This window comes from Escherichia sp. WS1118 (assembly GCF_046487695.1).
In the GTDB taxonomy this organism is placed as follows: domain Bacteria; phylum Pseudomonadota; class Gammaproteobacteria; order Enterobacterales; family Enterobacteriaceae; genus Escherichia; species Escherichia coli.
In genome coordinates, this window is sequence record NZ_JBJQIZ010000005.1 from 78,139 (window position 1) to 97,225 (window position 19,087).

14 protein-coding genes are annotated in these 19,087 nt (G+C 50.3%); 6 read left to right on the top strand and 8 right to left on the bottom strand.

The features are described 5' to 3' along the window. The first annotated feature begins 3 nt into the window (after window positions 1-3). Both rstB and tus read left to right on the top strand, forming a co-directional pair. Window positions 4-1,305: a two-component system sensor histidine kinase RstB gene (gene rstB, locus ACJHYO_RS10625; RefSeq protein ID WP_000732521.1), complete on the top strand. Its 1,302-nt coding sequence runs from the start codon at window positions 4-6 to the stop codon at window positions 1,303-1,305. A gap of 75 nt (window positions 1,306-1,380) precedes the next feature. Continuing rightward, window positions 1,381-2,310 carry a DNA replication terminus site-binding protein gene (tus, locus tag ACJHYO_RS10630; protein WP_001332131.1) on the top strand — a complete coding sequence of 310 codons (930 nt, stop codon included), beginning with the start codon at window positions 1,381-1,383 and terminating at the stop codon, window positions 2,308-2,310. Here the strand turns inward: tus and fumC are convergent. Then, entirely contained in the window at window positions 2,307-3,710 is a 1,404-nt protein-coding gene (fumC, locus tag ACJHYO_RS10635) for a class II fumarate hydratase (protein ID WP_001099099.1), read from the bottom strand. The genes tus and fumC overlap by 4 nt on opposite strands. A gap of 142 nt (window positions 3,711-3,852) precedes the next feature. Next, complete coding sequence (gene fumB, locus ACJHYO_RS10640; protein ID WP_000066637.1) at window positions 3,853-5,499, bottom strand: class I fumarate hydratase; 1,647 nt, start codon at window positions 5,497-5,499, stop codon at window positions 3,853-3,855. Between the two features lie 198 nt (window positions 5,500-5,697). On the opposite strand from fumB, the gene manA reads away from it, so the two are divergent. Both manA and ACJHYO_RS10650 read left to right on the top strand, forming a co-directional pair. After that, entirely contained in the window at window positions 5,698-6,873 is a 1,176-nt protein-coding gene (manA, locus tag ACJHYO_RS10645) for a mannose-6-phosphate isomerase (protein WP_001170643.1), read from the top strand. A 100-nt stretch (window positions 6,874-6,973) separates the two neighbouring features. Further along, entirely contained in the window at window positions 6,974-8,482 is a 1,509-nt protein-coding gene (locus ACJHYO_RS10650; RefSeq protein WP_001043378.1) for a YdgA family protein, read from the top strand. Window positions 8,483-8,526: 44 nt separating this feature from the next. Here ACJHYO_RS10650 and uidC read toward each other — a convergent pair whose 3' ends face one another. The 6 genes from uidC to malI form a co-directional block, all read right to left on the bottom strand. After that, window positions 8,527-9,792 (bottom strand): glucuronide uptake porin UidC, encoded by a 1,266-nt coding sequence (uidC, locus tag ACJHYO_RS10655; RefSeq protein WP_021540985.1) that lies wholly within the window; start codon window positions 9,790-9,792, stop codon window positions 8,527-8,529. Window positions 9,793-9,830: 38 nt separating this feature from the next. Continuing rightward, window positions 9,831-11,204: a glucuronide transporter gene (gene uidB, locus ACJHYO_RS10660; RefSeq protein WP_042092970.1), complete on the bottom strand. Its 1,374-nt coding sequence runs from the start codon at window positions 11,202-11,204 to the stop codon at window positions 9,831-9,833. After that, window positions 11,201-13,012, bottom strand: coding sequence for a beta-glucuronidase (gene uidA / locus ACJHYO_RS10665; protein ID WP_085455360.1), 1,812 nt, complete (start codon window positions 13,010-13,012; stop codon window positions 11,201-11,203). Before uidA ends, uidB begins: the two co-directional genes overlap by 4 nt. Before the next feature lie 389 nt (window positions 13,013-13,401). After that, window positions 13,402-13,992 carry a DNA-binding transcriptional regulator UidR gene (uidR, locus tag ACJHYO_RS10670; RefSeq protein WP_000969092.1) on the bottom strand — a complete coding sequence of 197 codons (591 nt, stop codon included), beginning with the start codon at window positions 13,990-13,992 and terminating at the stop codon, window positions 13,402-13,404. A 228-nt stretch (window positions 13,993-14,220) separates the two neighbouring features. Continuing rightward, window positions 14,221-14,988 carry a 7-alpha-hydroxysteroid dehydrogenase gene (hdhA, locus tag ACJHYO_RS10675; protein ID WP_000483362.1) on the bottom strand — a complete coding sequence of 256 codons (768 nt, stop codon included), beginning with the start codon at window positions 14,986-14,988 and terminating at the stop codon, window positions 14,221-14,223. A 111-nt stretch (window positions 14,989-15,099) separates the two neighbouring features. Next, complete coding sequence (malI, locus tag ACJHYO_RS10680) at window positions 15,100-16,128, bottom strand: mal regulon transcriptional regulator MalI (RefSeq protein WP_000179504.1); 1,029 nt, start codon at window positions 16,126-16,128, stop codon at window positions 15,100-15,102. Between the two features lie 174 nt (window positions 16,129-16,302). On the opposite strand from malI, the gene malX reads away from it, so the two are divergent. Together malX and malY are read left to right on the top strand one after the other, a co-directional pair. Further along, window positions 16,303-17,895 carry a PTS maltose transporter subunit IICB gene (malX, locus tag ACJHYO_RS10685; RefSeq protein WP_000125605.1) on the top strand — a complete coding sequence of 531 codons (1,593 nt, stop codon included), beginning with the start codon at window positions 16,303-16,305 and terminating at the stop codon, window positions 17,893-17,895. Between the two features lie 9 nt (window positions 17,896-17,904). Next, a complete protein-coding gene (gene malY, locus ACJHYO_RS10690) occupies window positions 17,905-19,077 on the top strand; it encodes a bifunctional maltose regulon transcriptional repressor/cystathionine beta-lyase MalY (protein ID WP_000459357.1) in 1,173 nt (390 codons plus the stop codon). Window positions 19,078-19,087: the final 10 nt, after the last annotated feature.

A 19,087-nucleotide genomic window follows, 5' to 3' on the forward strand; every position in this document is an offset into this window, starting at 1 on the left:
GCGATGAAAAAACTGTTTATCCAGTTTTACCTGTTATTGTTTGTCTGCTTCCTTGTGATGTCTCTGCTGGTCGGGCTGGTGTACAAATTTACCGCCGAACGCGCAGGCAAACAGTCGCTGGATGATTTGATGAACAGTTCGCTGTATCTGATGCGCAGCGAATTGCGTGAGATCCCCCCACACGACTGGGGTAAGACGCTGAAAGAGATGGATTTAAATCTCTCTTTCGATCTGCGTGTCGAGCCACTGAGTAAATACCATCTTGATGATATTTCCATGCACCGGCTGCGTGGCGGCGAAATTGTCGCTCTGGACGATCAGTACACTTTTTTGCAACGTATCCCGCGCAGCCACTACGTGCTGGCAGTTGGTCCTGTTCCTTATCTTTATTACCTCCATCAGATGCGATTGCTGGATATCGCCCTGATCGCTTTTATTGCCATTTCCCTCGCCTTTCCGGTGTTTATCTGGATGCGTCCGCACTGGCAGGATATGTTAAAACTGGAAGCAGCGGCGCAACGATTTGGCGATGGGCATCTCAGTGAGCGTATCCACTTTGATGAAGGTTCGAGCTTTGAACGACTTGGCGTCGCATTTAACCAGATGGCGGACAATATCAACGCCTTGATTGCCAGCAAAAAACAGCTTATTGACGGTATCGCTCACGAACTGCGAACACCGTTAGTGCGCCTGCGTTATCGACTGGAGATGAGCGATAACCTGAGCGCCGCCGAATCCCAGGCGTTGAATCGCGATATCAGTCAACTTGAAGCTTTAATTGAAGAGCTGCTGACTTATGCCCGACTCGATCGCCCACAAAATGAGCTTCATCTTAGCGAGCCAGACCTGCCGTTGTGGCTGTCAACGCATCTGGCAGATATTCAGGCAGTAACGCCCGATAAAACGGTACGGATAAAAACGCTCATGCAAGGCCATTATGCGGCGTTGGATATGCGCTTAATGGAGCGCGTGCTGGATAATTTGCTCAATAACGCCCTGCGCTACTGTCACTCAACGGTTGAAACCAGCCTGCTACTGTCGGGGAATAGAGCGACATTAATTGTTGAGGATGATGGCCCAGGGATTGCCCCAGAAAACCGCGAACATATCTTTGAACCTTTTGTTCGCCTCGATCCCAGCCGGGATCGCTCAACCGGCGGCTGCGGGCTGGGGCTGGCCATTGTCCACTCTATAGCACTGGCAATGGGCGGTACGGTTAATTGTGACACCAGCGAACTGGGTGGTGCCCGCTTCTCGTTCAGCTGGCCGTTATGGCATAACATCCCGCAATTTACCTCTGCCTGACACTATGCGCACGGTGGTCAAGTCACCACCATTGTGCTATAAAATAAGGATGTTGTAACTAAAGTGGTTAATATTATGGCGCGTTACGATCTCGTAGACCGACTCAACACTACTTTTCGCCAGATGGAACAAGAGCTGGCTGCATTTGCCGCTCATCTTGAGCAACACAAGCTATTGGTTGCCCGCGTGTTCTCTTTGCCGGAGGTAAAAAAAGAGGATGAGCATAATCCGCTTAATCGTATTGAGGTAAAACAACATCTCGGCAACGACGCGCAATCGCTGGCGTTGCGTCATTTTCGCCATTTATTTATTCAACAACAGTCCGAAAATCGCAGCAGCAAGGCCGCTGTCCGTCTGCCTGGCGTGTTGTGTTACCAGGTCGATAACTTTTCGCAAGCAGCGTTAGTCAGTCATATTCAGCACATCAATAAACTCAAGACCACGTTCGAGCATATCGTCACGGTTGAATCAGAACTCCCCTCCGCGGCACGTTTTGAATGGGTGCATCGTCATTTGCCGGGGCTGATTACACTTAATGCTTACCGCACGCTCACCGTTCTGCACGACCCCGCCACTTTACGTTTTGGCTGGGCTAATAAACATATCATTAAAAATTTGCATCGTGATGAAGTCCTGGCACAGCTGGAAAAAAGCCTGAAATCACCACGCAGTGTCGCACCGTGGACGCGCGAGGAGTGGCAAAGAAAACTGGAGCGAGAATATCAGGATATCGCTGCCCTGCCACAGAACGCGAAGTTAAAAATCAAACGTCCGGTGAAGGTGCAGCCGATTGCCCGCGTCTGGTACAAAGGAGATCAAAAACAAGTACAACACGCCTGCCCTACGCCGCTGATTGCACTGATTAATCGGGATAATGGCGCGGGCGTGCCAGACGTTGGTGAGTTGTTAAATTACGATGCCGACAATGTGCAGCACCGTTATAAACCACAGGCGCAGCCGCTTCGTTTAATCATTCCACGGCTGCACCTGTATGTTGCAGATTAACCCCCGGCTTTCATACTGCCGACCATCTGTTCTGGCCGTACCCAGCGGTCAAACTCGGCTTCGCTAAGATACCCCAGCGCAAGGGCCGCCGCTTTTAAGGTCAGCCCTTCTTTATGCGCTTTTTTGGCGATCTCGGCGGCTTTGTCATAACCAATGTGGGTGTTAAGCGCAGTCACCAGCATCAGCGATTCATTGAGTAATTGATTGATTCGCTCACGATTCGGTTCAATGCCCACTGCACAGTGTTTGTTGAAACTTTCCATGCCATCTGCCAGCAAGCGCACCGATTGCAGGAAATTATGGATCACCATCGGACGGAAGACGTTCAGTTCAAAGTTACCGGAAGCGCCACCCATGTTGATCGCCACGTCGTTCCCCATCACCTGACAGCAGAGCATGGTTAATGCTTCGCACTGTGTTGGGTTCACTTTCCCTGGCATGATTGAGCTGCCCGGCTCATTTTCCGGGATTGAGATTTCACCAATTCCGCAGCGCGGGCCAGAGGCCAGCCAGCGGACATCATTGGCAATTTTCATCAGTGACGCAGCCAACCCTTTCAACGCGCCGTGCGCCTGAACCAGGGCATCACAGGTCGCCAGCGCTTCAAATTTGTTCGGCGCGGTAACAAACGGTGCACAGGTAATGACTGCCAGTTCATCTGCTACGCGACGCGCATATTCCGGATGGGTATTTAGTCCAGTACCCACCGCTGTACCGCCCAGAGCCAGTTCCGCTACGTGAGGCAGGCTGTATTCGATATGTTTGAGATTATGCTCCAGCATCGCTACCCAGCCGGAAATCTCCTGCCCCAGCGTTAACGGCGTCGCGTCCTGCAAGTGGGTACGACCGATTTTGACGATATCGGCAAATGCGCGGGATTTTTCACTCAGCGTCTGGGTCAGGGTTTTAAGTTGTGGAATGAGTTGCTTGCGCAGCGCCAGTAGTGCCGCAACGTGCATCGCCGTCGGAAAGACATCGTTGGAACTTTGGCTTTTGTTCACGTCGTCGTTAGGGTGAACTTTACGTTCCATCCCGCGCACGCCGCCGAGTAATTCACTGGCCCGGTTAGCCAACACTTCGTTCATGTTCATGTTACTTTGCGTGCCGGAGCCGGTCTGCCAGATAGCCAGCGGGAATTCGTCGTCATGCTGTCCTGCCAGTACTTCATCCGCCGCCTGCCGAATGGCGCTCGCTTTCTCTTCAGACAACAAGCCTAAATCTTCATTAACTTTTGCCGCTGCGCGCTTGGTTAGCGCCAGCGCATGAATCAGTGAGGTGGGCATTTTCTCCGTCGAAATGCGGAAATGCTCCAGCGAGCGCTGAGTTTGTGCGCCCCACAGCTTATCTGCCGGGACATCAATCGCTCCCATCGAATCTTTTTCGCTGCGTACTGTATTCATGGCCTGCTCCTCACCTGATTAATTTTTTCTTTCTGTTTTGCTTTCGTTAAGCAACTTTTAGCTCACTCATTATTTACCATTTGATAACAAACGTTTGGTCTTTCGTGCCATGTAAAAAAACCGCCCCGAAGGGCGGCTCTGTTTATTTCACACAGCGGGTGCATTGTGTGAGTTGTATCTGCTGGAAGAAGTCATTTCCTTTATCATCCACAAGGATAAACGCCGGGAAATCTTCCACTTCAATTTTCCAGATGGCTTCCATTCCCAGTTCCGGATATTCAACACATTCCAGGCTCTTAATACTTCCCTGCGCCAATACAGCTGCCGGACCACCGATACTGCCGAGGTAGAAGCCGCCGTGTTTTTTACAAGCATCCGTCACCTGCTGGCTGCGGTTGCCTTTCGCCAGCATGATCATACTTCCGCCCAGCGCTTGCAGTTGATCGACATAAGAATCCATCCGTCCGGCGGTCGTTGGGCCAAGAGAACCGGAGGCATAACCTTCCGGCGTTTTGGCCGGACCCGCGTAGTAAATCGGATGATCTTTAATATACTGCGGCAGCCCTTCACCGTTATCCATCCGCTCTTTCAGTTTGGCGTGAGCAATATCACGACCAACGATAATCGTGCCGTTAAGCGATAAGCGTGTAGAAACGGGATACTGCGACAACTGTGCGAGGATCTCTTTCATCGGACGGTTAAGGTCAACGCGCACCGCTTCGCCTTCTCCTGCTTTGCGCAGCTCTTCCGGGATATATTTGCCTGGATTATGTTCCAGTTTTTCGATCCAAATCCCCTGACGGTTGATCTTCGCTTTGATATTACGGTCAGCAGAACAGGAGACGCCCATACCGACCGGGCAGGATGCGCCGTGACGTGGCAGGCGAATCACGCGGATGTCGTGAGCGAAGTATTTACCACCAAACTGCGCACCCAGACCAAGATTTTGCGCTTCGATCAGCAATTCTTTTTCAAGTTCCACATCGCGGAACGCCTGACCGTGCTCATTCCCTTCCGTTGGCAGTTCATCATAGTATTTAGCGGAAGCCAGTTTCACCGTTTTAAGATTCGTTTCTGCAGAAGTTCCACCAATAACGAACGCAATATGATACGGAGGACAGGCCGCCGTACCCAGCGTGCGCATCTTCTCAACCAGGTAATTTTTCAGTTTTCCCGGCGTCAGTAACGCTTTGGTTTCCTGATAGAGATACGTCTTGTTTGCCGAACCGCCACCTTTGGCGATACAGAGGAATTTGTACTCGTCGCCATCAACGGCATAAAGATCGATCTGCGCTGGCAAGTTGGTGCCGGTATTCACCTCTTTATACATATCCAGCGGCGCGTTTTGCGAGTAGCGCAGATTATCCTCGATATAAGTGTTATAGACACCGCGCGCCAGCGCCGCTTCATCACCGCCACCGGTCCATACACGCTGCCCTTTTTTACCAACAATAATCGCGGTGCCGGTATCCTGACAGGTTGGCAGAACGCCTTTTGCCGCGATGTCGGAGTTACGCAGGAATTGCAGCGCCACATATTTATCATTTTCGCTGGCCTCCGGGTCACGCAGAATGTCGGCCACCTGTTGTTGGTGAGCCGGACGCAGCATAAATGACGCATCATGAAACGCCTGACGCGCCAACAGAGTTAACGCTTCGGGTGCGACTTTCAAAATCTCCTGCCCTTCAAATTCAGATACGCTAACGTGTTCGCTGGTTAGCAGGTAATACTCAGTATCATCTTTTTTGAGTGGAAAAGGAGCCTGATAATGAAAGGGTTTGTTTGACATTGTTCTCTCACTTACTGCCTGGTTTGGTTATGCTCTGGGCGGGTGTTCCGTTGCCCTGTTAAAAGCGAGTAACAATATCCTACACACTTTTTTAACAAAAACTGAGACTAGTACGACTTTTTGCGGCTCCAGGTTACTTCCCGTAGGATTCTTGCTTTAATAGCGGGATTAATTTCCACATTAAAACAGGGATTGATCATGCAAAAACTCATTAACTCAGTGCAAAACTATGCCTGGGGCAGCAAAACGGCGTTGACTGAACTTTATGGTATGGAAAATCCGTCCAGCCAGCCGATGGCCGAGTTGTGGATGGGCGCGCATCCAAAGAGCAGTTCACGTGTGCACGATGCCGCAGGAGATATCGTTTCACTGCGTGATGTGATTGAGAGTGATAAAGCGACTCTTTTGGGAGATGCCGTTGCCAAACGCTTTGGCGAGTTGCCTTTCCTGTTCAAAGTATTATGCGCAGCCCAGCCGCTCTCCATTCAGGTTCATCCAAACAAACGCAATTCTGAAATCGGTTTTGCCAAAGAAAATGCTGCAGGTATTCCGATGGATGCCGCTGAGCGTAACTATAAAGATCCTAATCACAAGCCTGAGCTGGTTTTCGCCCTGACCCCTTTCCTCGCGATGAACGCGTTTCGTGAGTTTTCCGAGATTGTCTCCCTGCTCCAGCCAGTCGCAGGTGCACATCCGGCGATTGCTCACTTTTTACAACAGCCTGATGCCGAACGTTTAAGCGAACTGTTCGCCAGCCTGTTGAATATGCAGGGTGAAGAAAAATCCCGCGCGCTGGCGATTTTAAAATCGGCCCTCGACAGCCAGCAGGGTGAACCATGGCAAACGATTCGTTTAATTTCTGAATTTTACCCGGAAGACAGCGGTCTGTTCTCCCCGCTGTTGCTGAATGTGGTGAAATTGAATCCTGGCGAAGCGATGTTCCTGTTCGCTGAAACACCGCACGCTTACCTGCAAGGCGTGGCGCTGGAAGTGATGGCGAACTCCGATAACGTGCTGCGTGCAGGTCTGACGCCTAAATACATTGATATTCCGGAACTGGTTGCCAACGTGAAGTTCGAAGCCAAACCGGCTAACCAGTTGTTGACCCAGCCGGTAAAACAAGGTGCAGAACTGGACTTCCCGATTCCTGTGGATGATTTTGCCTTCTCGTTGCATGACCTTAGTGATAAAGAAACCACCATCAGCCAGCAGAGTGCCGCCATTTTGTTCTGCGTCGAAGGCGATGCAACGCTGTGTAAAGGTTCTCAGCAGTTACAGCTTAAACCGGGTGAATCAGCGTTTATTGCCGCCAACGAATCACCGGTGACTGTCAAAGGCCACGGCCGTTTAGCGCGTGTTTACAACAAGCTGTAAGAGCTTACTGAAAAAATTAACATCTCTTGCTAAGCTTATTAAAGGCTTATAACACCTTCAGGCGGCCAGTCCGCCTGATTTCATTTTATGGATAATCATTATGAATAAATCGCTGGTAGCGGTAGGCGTCATTGTTGCGCTAGGCGTAGTCTGGACAGGCGGCGCATGGTATACAGGCAAGAAGATTGAAACCCATCTCGAAGACATGGTCGCGCAGGCGAACGCGCAACTCAAACTGACAGCTCCTGAATCCAACCTGGAAGTCAGTTATCAAAACTATCATCGCGGCGTATTCAGCAGCCAGTTGCAACTGTTGGTGAAACCCATTGCCGGAAAAGTAAATCCGTGGATTAAAAGCGGTCAGAGCGTCATCTTCAACGAATCGGTTGATCATGGTCCCTTCCCGCTTGCCCAGCTTAAAAAACTGAATCTGATCCCGTCGATGGCATCAATTCAAACCACGCTGGTTAATAACGAAGTAAGCAAACCACTGTTTGATATGGCAAAAGGTGAAACGCCTTTTGAGATTAACTCCCGCATTGGTTACAGCGGAGATTCCAGTTCCGACATTTCGCTCAAGCCACTGAATTACGAGCAAAAGGATGAAAAAGTCGCCTTTAGCGGCGGCGAGTTCCAGTTAAATGCAGACAGAGACGGCAAAGCTATCTCCCTTTCCGGGGAGGCGCAAAGTGGTCGGATAGACGCGGTTAACGAATACAACCAGAAAGTGCAGTTAACCTTTAATAATCTGAAAACCGACGGTTCCAGCACGCTGGCAAGTTTTGGTGAGCGCGTAGGAAACCAAAAACTGTCGCTGGAAAAAATGACCATTTCAGTGGAGGGCAAAGAACTGGCACTGCTGGAAGGCATGGAGATCAGCGGTAAATCGGATCTGGTCAATGACGGTAAAACGGTCAATAGCCAACTGGATTACTCGCTAAACAGCCTGAAGGTACAGAATCAGGATCTGGGCAGTGGCAAGCTGACTTTAAAAGTCGGCCAAATTGATGGCGAAGCCTGGCATCAGTTTAGCCAGCAATATAACGCGCAAACTCAGGCGCTGCTGGCACAGCCAGAAATTGCCAACAATCCCGAACTTTATCAGGAGAAAGTGACGGAAGCCTTCTTTAGCGCTCTGCCGCTGATGCTGAAAGGCGATCCGGTGATTACTATCGCGCCGCTAAGCTGGAAAAACAGTCAGGGTGAAAGTGCGCTGAATCTGTCGCTGTTCCTGAAAGATCCGGCAACGACTAAAGAAGCGCCGCAAACGCTGGCGCAGGAAGTGGACCGCTCGGTTAAATCTCTGGATGCGAAACTGACCATTCCGGTGGATATGGCAACTGAGTTGATGACTCAGGTAGCGAAGCTGGAAGGTTATCAGGAAGATCAAGCGAAAAAACTGGCGAAACAGCAAGTTGAAGGTGCATCAGCAATGGGGCAGATGTTCCGTCTGACCACCTTGCAGGACAATACCATCACCACCAGCCTGCAATATGCTAACGGTCAGATAACGTTAAACGGGCAGAAAATGCCACTGGAAGATTTCGTGGGTATGTTTGCGATGCCGGCATTAAACGTTCCGGCTGTACCCGCTATTCCGCAGCAGTAATTCACAGCCAAAACGCCGGAGATTTTTCTCTCCGGCGTTTTTTCTTACTTCAGCATAAAGTCATACTGAATACTCATTTTCACATCCCAGTAATTCAGGCGATCGCCCAGCGTACTGCCATCGCGCTTTTCCCGCCCTTTATCGGCAGCAAGAAAGAAATTCATCCCTTGTAACGGCCCTTCGCTGACCCGATAGTTCATACCCCCTAAGATACCCGCGCCTTCAATCCGCACATCTCGTTTACTGGATTCATAGCCGCGGGTCACAATCGGTGCAAATGTCAGCGTAAATTGCGGAGTTAAACGATAGTTGACGCCCAATTGCCAGGACTGCATTCCTTCACGGTTACGATCAAGACTTAATGAAAAGGGATAGCCAATGTCGGTATCCACCACGGCACCATTCATTGCATGGCGCAAATAACCACCACTGCCAAATACGCTTCCCCACGGCGCATTCCAGGTCAATTGTCCACTAACTAACGCCGTTTCATTGGGCTGGCTGGTATTACGACTTAAACCTTCAAGTTGCGCGTAAAAGCCGAGCAACTCCCCTTTCAACGTATAATTCGGGTCAAGCGGTATGCTTTTCTCGAGAATACTTTGTATCTGATTGGAAACATCTTTCTGTACCGATGCCCCCAGAGAATAGCGACTGGTATCATCATGCCAACTGGCGGCTAAAAAAGAACGTGCGCGATGTTTATCGTATTTTCCCGTCTGGCTGTTATAAACCCCTTCATCACGAATACCGGTTGTTGAATCGGTCCATAAAAATACTCGTGAACGCCACATTCCCCACAGATCAATATTTGGCGTTAAAGCCCAATAACCTAATGCTCCTTCAGAAACAGTCGGTAATGTACGTTGCGAACTGCCAGCCATTAACGGAATACGATAAGGTAAGCTACCATAACTATAATCCGTCCCGAAGCGACCTAATTTAAGCAGACTACTTTCACTGGGTTTTATTTTTACTGCCCCCAGGGTAAAGCCAAAACTTTTATCACCATCAAGATACCACCGGGTGCTCATATCAGCACGAGCACCTAATTTATAAACATAATACGCCCCGCCTTCAACGCCAATAATATTGGAATAATAACCACTATTGAAATCGAGCAATCCTCCCTGTACCCATGCGTAAATATCTCTCCCCGCGCCAGCACTGGGCTTATCAGCCCTGCGTAATTCATTTTTCAGTCTGATGCGTAGTCCCGCTTCATCGTCAGCCAGTTGCGCCGCGTAAGCAGAGGTAAGGCCAGAGGCAGCCGTCAGGCAAATAACGGCCATGGCCACTATTTTTCTCATAGTTGCACCTTTGATGTTCTGATTATTTTTATTGAATATTAATTAGTGATATCGCTGATTAATTGCTGCTGCATTTTTTTACGATTATCAATTTCAACCACGATTTCTTTGAATTTTTTATCCGTGAGCGGATAAAACCAGATAATGACGAATGCCAGTAGCATAAATCCGCAAGGTACTAAGGCAATTGATGTGCGGATGCCCATAATAACTTCCGGCGTTTGCGCCTGATTGGCGATATATCCGCTTAATCCCAAAATAAAGGCAGGAATTGAACCTCCGATTGCCTGACCGCATTTACGGGTAAATGAGAATAGTGAATAGGTGAGCCCTTCAATTCGCACGCCGGTCAGGTATTCACCGTATTCTACGGTATCAGCTTCCAGTGCCCACATCACGGTCATGGTAACGCCCTGGCCAATTGATGCGATGGCCAACGCAACCAACGCCACCGGCAGTGACCAGACGGAAACCCAGAAGAACAGCAGATAACCGCAGGTTCCCAGCAAAGCGCCAATCAGGAAGGTATTCTTTTTACCGATCCTCGCGACCATCCCCGGCACCAGCGGTGCCGATGCCACAGTACCGACCAGGTTTTGCACCAGTACCAGCACAGTGAACAGCCCGGTATCATTTAACACATAGCGCACGTAGAACAACGACGAGGCGCTGACCGCGAAGGTCGAAATCAGCACACACAGCGCACCGATGCACAACATAAACAGCGGGCGATTCCGTTTCAGGGTTTGCAGACTGATCTTCAATGACGGCTGCGCCACGATACGTACCACATTCTCACGCGTCGATTTGAAGCAGATGAAGTAAAGCACCATTCCGGCAATCGCCAGCACAATTGTCCAGAAATGATATACCGACACCATCTCTTCCGGGCTGGAGTTCTTAATGCTCGGTCCTATCAGAAATGCCAGGCAGACAAAAGTCAATGAAGCGGCAATCCCGCGAGCCGCGCCCAGACGGGCGCGGGATTGTGGTTGTTGGGTCATCGCGGTAGCAAGTGAACCATAAGGAATATTCACCAGGCTGTAGCAAAGCCCGAGTCCCATGTAGGTCAAATATGCATACACAACTTTGCTGCTATGGCTCCAGTCGGTCGGCACCCAGAATACCAGCACGCTGAAGATCATTAACGGCGCAGTACCGAAGAGTAAAAACGGGCGGAATTTTCCCCATCGGGTATTCACACTGTCCACCACTCGTCCGGCAAAGACATCGGCGAAGGCATCGAATACCCGCACCAGTAACAGCATGGTGCCCGCCGCAGCGGCACCGACGCCAGCGACGTCGGTGTAGTAACTCAACAGGAAGAGCGCCCCCATTGCGAAGGCGAAGTTATTGGCGACGTCACCGAGGCTGTAGCCGACGATGGTGCGCCAGGAGAGTTGTTGATTCATTGTTTGCCTCCCTGCTGCGGTTTTTCACCGAAGTTCATGCCGGTCCAGCGTTTTTGCAGCAGAAAAGCCGCCGACTTCGGTTTGCGGTCGCGGGTGAAGATCCCTTTCTTGTTACCGCCAACGCGCAATATGCCTTGCGAGGTCGCAAAATCGGCGAAATTCCATACCTGCTCACCGACGACAGCGCTGACGCGATCAAAGACGCGGTGATACATATCCAGCCATGCGCACTGATACTCTTCACTCCACATGTCGGTGTACATTGAGTGCAGGCCGGCTAACGTATCCACACCGTATTCGGTGATGATAATCGGCTGATGCAGTTTCTCCTGCCAGGCCAGAAGTTCTTTTTCCAGTACCTTCTCTGCCGTTTCCAAATCGCCGCTTTGGACATACCAACCGTAATAACGGTTCAGGCACAGCACATCAAAGAGATCGCTGATGGTATCGGTGTGAGCGTCGCAGAACATTACATTGACACAGGTGATCGGACGCGTCGGGTCGAGTTTACGCGTTGCTTCCGCCAGTGGCGCAAAATATTCCCGTGCACCTTGCGGACGGGTATCCGGTTCGTTGGCAATACTCCACATCACCACGCTTGGGTGGTTTTTGTCACGCGCAATCAGCTCTTTAATCGCCTGTAAGTGCGCCTGCTGGGTTTCCCCGTTGACTGCCTCTTCGCTGTACAGTTCTTTCGGCTTGTTGCCCGCTTCGAAACCAATGCCTAAAGAGAGGTTAAAGCCGACAGCTGCAGTTTCATCAATCACCACGATTCCATGTTCATCTGCCCAGTCGAGCATCTCTTCAGCGTAAGGGTAATGCGAGGTACGGTAGGAGTTGGCCCCAATCCAGTCCATTAGTGCGTGATCGTGCACCATCAGCACGTTATCGAATCCTTTGCCGCGCAAATCCGCATCTTCATGACGACCAAAGCCAGTAAAGTAGAACGGTTTGTGGTTGATCAGGAACTGTTCGCCCTTCACTGCCACTGACCGGATGCCGACGCGCAGCGGGTAGATATCACACTCTGTCTGGCTTTTGGCTGTGACGCACAGTTCATAGAGATAACCTTCACCCGGTTGCCAGAGGTGCGGATTCACTACTTGCAAAGTCCCGCTGGTGCCTTGTCCAGTTGCAACCACCTGTTGATCCGCATCACGCAGTTCAACGCTGACATCACCATTTGCCCCCACCTGCCAGTCAACAGATGCGTGGTTACAGTCTTGCGCGACATGCGTCACCACGGTGATATCGTCCACCCAGGTATTCGGCGTGGTGTAGAGCATTACGCTGCGATGGATCCCGGCGTAGTTAAAGAAATCATGAAAGTAAGACTGCTTTTTCTTGCCGTTTTCGTCGGTAATCACCATTCCCGGCGGGATAGTCTGCCAGTTCAGTTCGTTGTTCACACAAACAGTGATACGTACACTTTTCCCGGCAATAACATACGGAGTGACATCGGCTTCAAATGGCGTATAGCCGCCCTGATGCTCCATCACTTCCTGATTATTTACCCACACTTTGCCGTAATGAGTGACCGCATCGAAACGCAGTACAATACGCTGGCCCGCCCAACCTTTCGGTATAAAGACTTCGCGCTGATACCAGACGTTGCCCACATAATTACGAATATCTGCATCGGCGAACTGATCGTTAAAACTGCCCGGCACAGCAATTGCCCGGCTTTCTTGTAACGCGCTTTCCCACCAACGCTGATCAATTCCACAGTTTTCGCGATCCAGACTGAATGCCCACAGGCCGTCGAGTTTTTTGATTTCACGGGTTGGGGTTTCTACAGGACGTAACATAAGGGACTCCTCATTAAGATAAAAATACTGGTCAACCTTTAATCTGATTAGTTAACCAATTCTGTGTTGCACACAGTTATCTGTGAGAAACCCATGGAAGAGAAATGGAAATAAAAAGAACTGACACCGCGATCAAAAAACCAAAAACTGCAATACCCACAGCGTGATATTGATCGCATTAATCTTTAAAACAGCGTTGACAGAAGCCACAAAATAAGCAATCGAACGTTCGTTCGAACATATTGGGAGCGATAAACCCTCATGATATATTGCTACGATGAATATTTAGGTGGGATTCTCCGATCCCTGGGAGGATGATTTTTGCACAGAGAAATTACGATATGAAACGCGGGCTCAGTTGTCACCAGCCCGCGGAAAGAGAGAGAGGATCAGGATGCGGTTAATATACCGCCAATCATCGCGCGTAATCCCTGAGCAAACGACGCTTCACGCGCCAGATCTTCCGCTTCGATATCGGCCAGTACACCGTAGGTCAGATCCAGCAGTAAACGTGAAGTCATTGCCGTGTTGATATCTGGGCTTATCTCGCCTTTTTGCTGGGCATCACGCATCCGCTGGGCAACAAATTCCGTGATCGTCATATGCTTATTTTTAAGCATGGCGGCGACCTGTGGGTTACGCATCCCTTCCGCCATAATTTCGACCACCAGCGCCCGTTGCCCAAAGGCTTCATGGGTGAGAGAGACAATAGACTCGACCATATAGTCAACGAAATGAATCCCTTCAATCGGTTCCCGGAAACGGGCCAGCGCCCTCTCCTGGTCCTGTAAGATAATCGCCTGAATCAAGGCTTCTTTGGAGATGAAATGGTGATAGAGCGTCCCGGGACTAATGGCGCAGGATTTACAGATGGCTTTCATCGAGGCACTGTGAAATCCATTTTCTGAAAAAATCTCTCTGGCAGCATTGAGGATCCGGGTCCGTGTCGGTTGTGCTTCAGTCTGCATGTTATCCATCATTAAACCATTATAGTTAGCATGAATAACTAGTTTACCGCGTTGTCAGGTGAGCGCCTATCATTGCTGTTGAATAGTGCGAAGGCACACTCAATTCGTAAGCTTTTTATCCAGATATTGGTTAACCAATAGCCGTGATTTGGCTGCCAGTTGTTTAGCAGAGACGTTGATGAGTTGCACACGCTATCCCGGTAAATAACACATACGGCTGTTTACCGGTTCGTTAGTGTATTAATTGAGCTCCTGTACCCCACCACCGGAGACGGTGAGAATTTGTCCGCTTACCCAGCTGGCTGCAGGCGAGCAAAGGAACAGCGCCGCGTTAGCTATATCTTGCGGTTGGCCCAGACGTCTGATTGGTGTGTGTTGCAACATTTTCTGTTCAATTTCTGGTGTAATAACGGATTTCAGGGCATCGGTTAATATTGCCCCCGGTGCAATGCCATTCACCCGAATATTTTTTTCACCCAGGTCAAACGCCATATTTCTGACCAGATGACTGGCCGCAGCTTTAGATGATGCATAGGAGGTCATGTTTATATTTTTATTTTCTGCCGCCATAGAAGTAATGGTCAGAATAACGCCACCGCCATTTTTTTCCATTTCTGGCGCAACAAGTTGTGACAGATGGAAAAAAGAAAATACATTCAGTTCATAAGCGCGACGAAAATCTGCCATTGGCATATCAAACGGTTTAGGCCCACCGCCACCGGCGTTGTTAACCAGGATATCAACTTTACCCAACTTACTGACGGCAAAGTCTGCCAGTGCAGAGAGTTCCTGTTCGGAAGTAATATCGCAGCGGCAGGCAAATGCCTGACCACCCAGTTGTTGAATTTCATCTACAACATGATTAGCTGCATCGGCGTTAATATCACTGACCACCACAGATGCGCCAGCTGTCGCGAATGTAATGGCGATTTCTTTACCAATACCTGCACCCGCACCTGTGATGATGGCGCATTTTCCGTCGAGTCTCAGGTTGTCAGAATTAAACACATAAACCTCCTGTGAACTTCAGTAAAAATAAAAGGCACCGCCTGTGTGCCACATTTTTTATCATTAACCTTGAGGAAAGGACACTACCAGGTATAGCAGATAAAGAGAGGATTATTTCTCCGCAATGAGCCGGGCGGGAATAATAAGATTGCGAGAATGCGTCTCTTCATGGGTGATTTTTTGCATCATGCGATCCGCAAGTGTGGTACCAAGTTCCCGCGCTGGCGTGCTGGCCCAGGTAACGGGTATATCATCAAGTGTGGTTGGCGTTGCATCGGTAAATGCCGCCAGCGAAACCTGTTGCTCAAAGTAACGATCGACTCCGCTTTCCCCGCTTTGCCTCCCTGCTTTCAGCAAACCAAACCATGCCCCCATCGCAATAGTTTCGTTATAGCAAACCACGGCGCTGATGGTCGGGTTATGACGTAAAAGCGCCGTGATAGCTTCCGCGGCTTGCTTCTGGCTGGAAGTGCACTCCAGCACCCAATCGCTGTGAAACGGCAGGCCAAATTTTAGTAGAGTCGCACAATAGCCCCCCACCCGTTCTGCCCGGGTTAATGAGGAACTTTGCCCTCCCAGCCAGGCGATACGCTGATGCCCATTGCGAATGAGATGCTCCGTCAACAACTGTGCAGCCTGCATGTTGTCCGGGCGAACCGTATCAACGTCATCAAGATAACTGGCACGGGAAGCGAAAATCACCGGGATAGCTTTTTCTTCTGCTATCCGTCGCAGGTCATCGCTGCTTCCTGCAGCCCCGGCAATGACCACACCATCGACACCCTGATTCAGTAATAGTGAAAACCGCTGTGCCAGCTGCTCGCCGTCTTTACCGCCGTGAAGCAAAAAAACCATCCGTCCCTGCGCTTCCAGAGCTTCCGTCAATCCGGCCGTCAATTCGGCGTAAAACGGCGCAGATAAATCACGGACGATCAAACCAATGACGCCGCTTTGCCCGCCGCGCAGCGCCGACGCCTGGCGATTGCGCACAAATCCCAGCTCTTCAATGGCGGCGTTAACGCGTTCTCCTGTGGCGGTAGAGATTCGCCCTTTGCCACTAAGCACCAGCGAAACGGTACTTACCGACACGCCCGCAGCCAGCGCAACATCATGAATGGTTATTTTTTTGGCGGTAGCCATGCAGATGACCTACTCCCTGATTATGTGACAGATAAAACGTTTTACCTTTTATTTATCTTATACCCGCTATTATCGTTGTGTAATGTGATTTATGCCTCACTAAAATTTGATAAAACGTTTTATCTTCTCGCGCAATTTACTGAATCCAGATTGTTCTCTACGAGGAGTCGTTTTATGACGGCGAAAACAGCACCGAAAGTCACGCTGTGGGAGTTCTTCCAGCAGTTAGGCAAAACCTTCATGTTACCCGTGGCATTATTGTCGTTCTGCGGCATTATGCTCGGCATTGGTAGTTCTCTTAGCAGCCATGATGTCATCACCCTGATCCCGGTCCTGGGCAACCCCGTGTTGCAGGCTATCTTTACCTGGATGAGTAAGATTGGCTCGTTTGCTTTTAGTTTCCTGCCAGTCATGTTCTGTATCGCCATCCCGCTGGGTCTGGCACGCGAAAACAAAGGCGTAGCGGCATTCGCTGGCTTCGTCGGTTATGCGGTAATGAACCTCGCGGTAAACTTCTGGTTGACCAATAAAGGCATTCTGCCAACCACGGACGCCGCGGTTCTGAAAGCCAATAACATTCAGAGCATTCTTGGGATCCAGTCGATCGACACCGGGATCCTCGGTGCGGTGATCGCCGGTATTATCGTCTGGATGCTGCATGAGCGATTCCATAATATCCGCCTGCCAGATGCGCTGGCATTCTTCGGCGGTACGCGCTTCGTACCAATCATCTCCTCGCTGGTGATGGGTCTTGTCGGCCTGGTGATTCCATTAGTCTGGCCGATTTTCGCCATGGGTATTAGCGGCTTAGGCCATATGATCAACAGCGCGGGTGATTTCGGACCGATGCTGTTTGGTACCGGTGAACGTCTGCTGTTGCCGTTTGGTCTGCATCACATTCTGGTGGCATTAATTCGCTTTACCGACGCAGGCGGCACGCAGGAAGTCTGCGGTCAAACCGTCAGCGGTGCACTGACCATCTTCCAGGCGCAATTGAGTTGCCCAACCACTCACGGTTTTTCTGAAAGCGCCACGCGTTTCCTTTCGCAAGGTAAAATGCCTGCGTTTCTCGGCGGTCTGCCAGGTGCAGCGTTAGCTATGTATCACTGTGCGCGCCCGGAAAATCGCCATAAAATTAAAGGTCTGCTGATTTCTGGCCTGATCGCCTGTGTCGTTGGCGGCACGACCGAACCGCTGGAATTCCTGTTCCTGTTCGTAGCGCCAGTTCTGTATGTCATCCACGCGCTGTTAACCGGCCTCGGCTTCACTGTCATGTCTGTGCTCGGCGTCACCATCGGTAATACCGACGGCAATATCATCGACTTTGTGGTGTTCGGTATTTTGCATGGTCTGTCAACCAAGTGGTACATGGTGCCAGTAGTGGCGGCAATCTGGTTTGTCGTTTACTACATCATCTTCCGTTTCGCTATCACCCGCTTCAATCTCAAAACCCCGGGGCGCGATAGTGAAGTTGCCAGTTCAATCGAAAAAGCCGTTGCCGGTGCGCCGGGTAAATCAGGTTACAACGTTCCGGCAATCCTCGAAGCCTTAGGCGGTGCCGACAATATTGTCAGTCTCGATAACTGCATTACGCGTCTGCGTTTGTCTGTAAAAGATATGTCGCTTGTTAATGTGCAGGCACTGAAGGACAATCGGGCAATTGGCGTAGTACAACTTAATCAACATAATCTGCAGGTTGTTATCGGGCCACAAGTTCAGTCAGTAAAAGATGAAATGGTCGGTCTGATGCGTACTGTCCAGGCATAAGGATAAGATATGTTCGATTTTTCAAAGGTCGTGGATCGTCATGGCACATGGTGTACGCAGTGGGATTATGTCGCTGACCGTTTCGGCACTGCTGACCTGTTACCGTTCACGATTTCAGACATGGATTTTGCCACTGCCCCCTGCATTATCGAGGCGCTGAATCAGCGCCTGATACACGGCGTGTTTGGCTACAGCCGCTGGAAAAACGATGAGTTTCTCGCGGCTATTGCCCACTGGTTTTCCACCCAGCATTACACCGCCATCGATCCTCAGTCGGTGGTGTATGGCCCTTCTGTTATCTATATGGTTTCAGAACTGATTCGTCAGTGGTCTGAAACAGGTGAAGGCGTGGTGATCCACACACCCGCCTATGACGCATTTTACAAGGCCATTGAAGGTAACCAGCGCACAGTAATGCCCGTTGCTTTAGAGAAGCAGGCTGACGGCTGGTTTTGCGATATGGGCAAGCTGGAAGCCGTGCTGGCGAAACCAGAATGTAAAATTATGCTCCTGTGTAGCCCACAGAATCCTACCGGGAAAGTGTGGACGTGCGATGAGCTGGAGATCATGGCTGACCTGTGCGAGCGTCATGGTGTGCGGGTTATTTCCGATGAAATCCATATGGATATGGTTTGGGGCGAGCAGCCGCATATTCCCTGGAGTAATGTGGCGCGCGGAGACTGGGCGTTGCTAACGTCGGGATCAAAAAGTTTCAATATTCCCGCCCTGACCGGTGCTTACGGGATTATAGAAAATAGCAGTAGCCGCGATGCCTATTTATCGGCACTGAAAGGACGTGATGGGCTTTCTTCCCCTTCGGTACTGGCGTTAACTGCTCATATCGCCGCCTATCAGCAAGGCGCGCCATGGCTGGATGCCTTACGCGTCTATCTGAAAGATAACCTGACGTATATCGCAGATAAAATGAACGCTGCGTTTCCTGAACTCAACTGGCAGATCCCGCAATCCACTTATCTGGCCTGGCTTGATCTACGTCCGTTGAATATTGACGACAACGCGTTGCAAAAAGCGCTTATCGAGCAAGAAAAGATCGCGATCATGCCGGGATATACCTACGGTGAAGAAGGTCGTGGTTTTATCCGACTCAATGCCGGCTGCCCACGTTCGAAACTGGAAAAAGGTGTGGCTGGATTAATTAACGCCATCCGCGCTGTTGGTTAACCCCAATTGC

Bases quoted from the DNA above. Each gene is read 5' to 3' on its own strand.
- rstB (WP_000732521.1), top strand. From the start codon at position 4: ATGAAAAAACTGTTTATCCAGTTTTACCTGTTATTGTTTGTCTGCTTC.
- tus (WP_001332131.1), top strand. From the start codon at position 1,381: ATGGCGCGTTACGATCTCGTAGACCGACTCAACACTACTTTTCGCCAG.
- fumC (WP_001099099.1), bottom strand. From the start codon at position 3,710: ATGAATACAGTACGCAGCGAAAAAGATTCGATGGGAGCGATTGATGTC.
- fumB (WP_000066637.1), bottom strand. From the start codon at position 5,499: ATGTCAAACAAACCCTTTCATTATCAGGCTCCTTTTCCACTCAAAAAA.
- manA (WP_001170643.1), top strand. From the start codon at position 5,698: ATGCAAAAACTCATTAACTCAGTGCAAAACTATGCCTGGGGCAGCAAA.
- ACJHYO_RS10650 (WP_001043378.1), top strand. From the start codon at position 6,974: ATGAATAAATCGCTGGTAGCGGTAGGCGTCATTGTTGCGCTAGGCGTA.
- uidC (WP_021540985.1), bottom strand. From the start codon at position 9,792: ATGAGAAAAATAGTGGCCATGGCCGTTATTTGCCTGACGGCTGCCTCT.
- uidB (WP_042092970.1), bottom strand. From the start codon at position 11,204: ATGAATCAACAACTCTCCTGGCGCACCATCGTCGGCTACAGCCTCGGT.
- uidA (WP_085455360.1), bottom strand. From the start codon at position 13,012: ATGTTACGTCCTGTAGAAACCCCAACCCGTGAAATCAAAAAACTCGAC.
- uidR (WP_000969092.1), bottom strand. From the start codon at position 13,992: ATGATGGATAACATGCAGACTGAAGCACAACCGACACGGACCCGGATC.
- malI (WP_000179504.1), bottom strand. From the start codon at position 16,128: ATGGCTACCGCCAAAAAAATAACCATTCATGATGTTGCGCTGGCTGCG.
- malX (WP_000125605.1), top strand. From the start codon at position 16,303: ATGACGGCGAAAACAGCACCGAAAGTCACGCTGTGGGAGTTCTTCCAG.
- malY (WP_000459357.1), top strand. From the start codon at position 17,905: ATGTTCGATTTTTCAAAGGTCGTGGATCGTCATGGCACATGGTGTACG.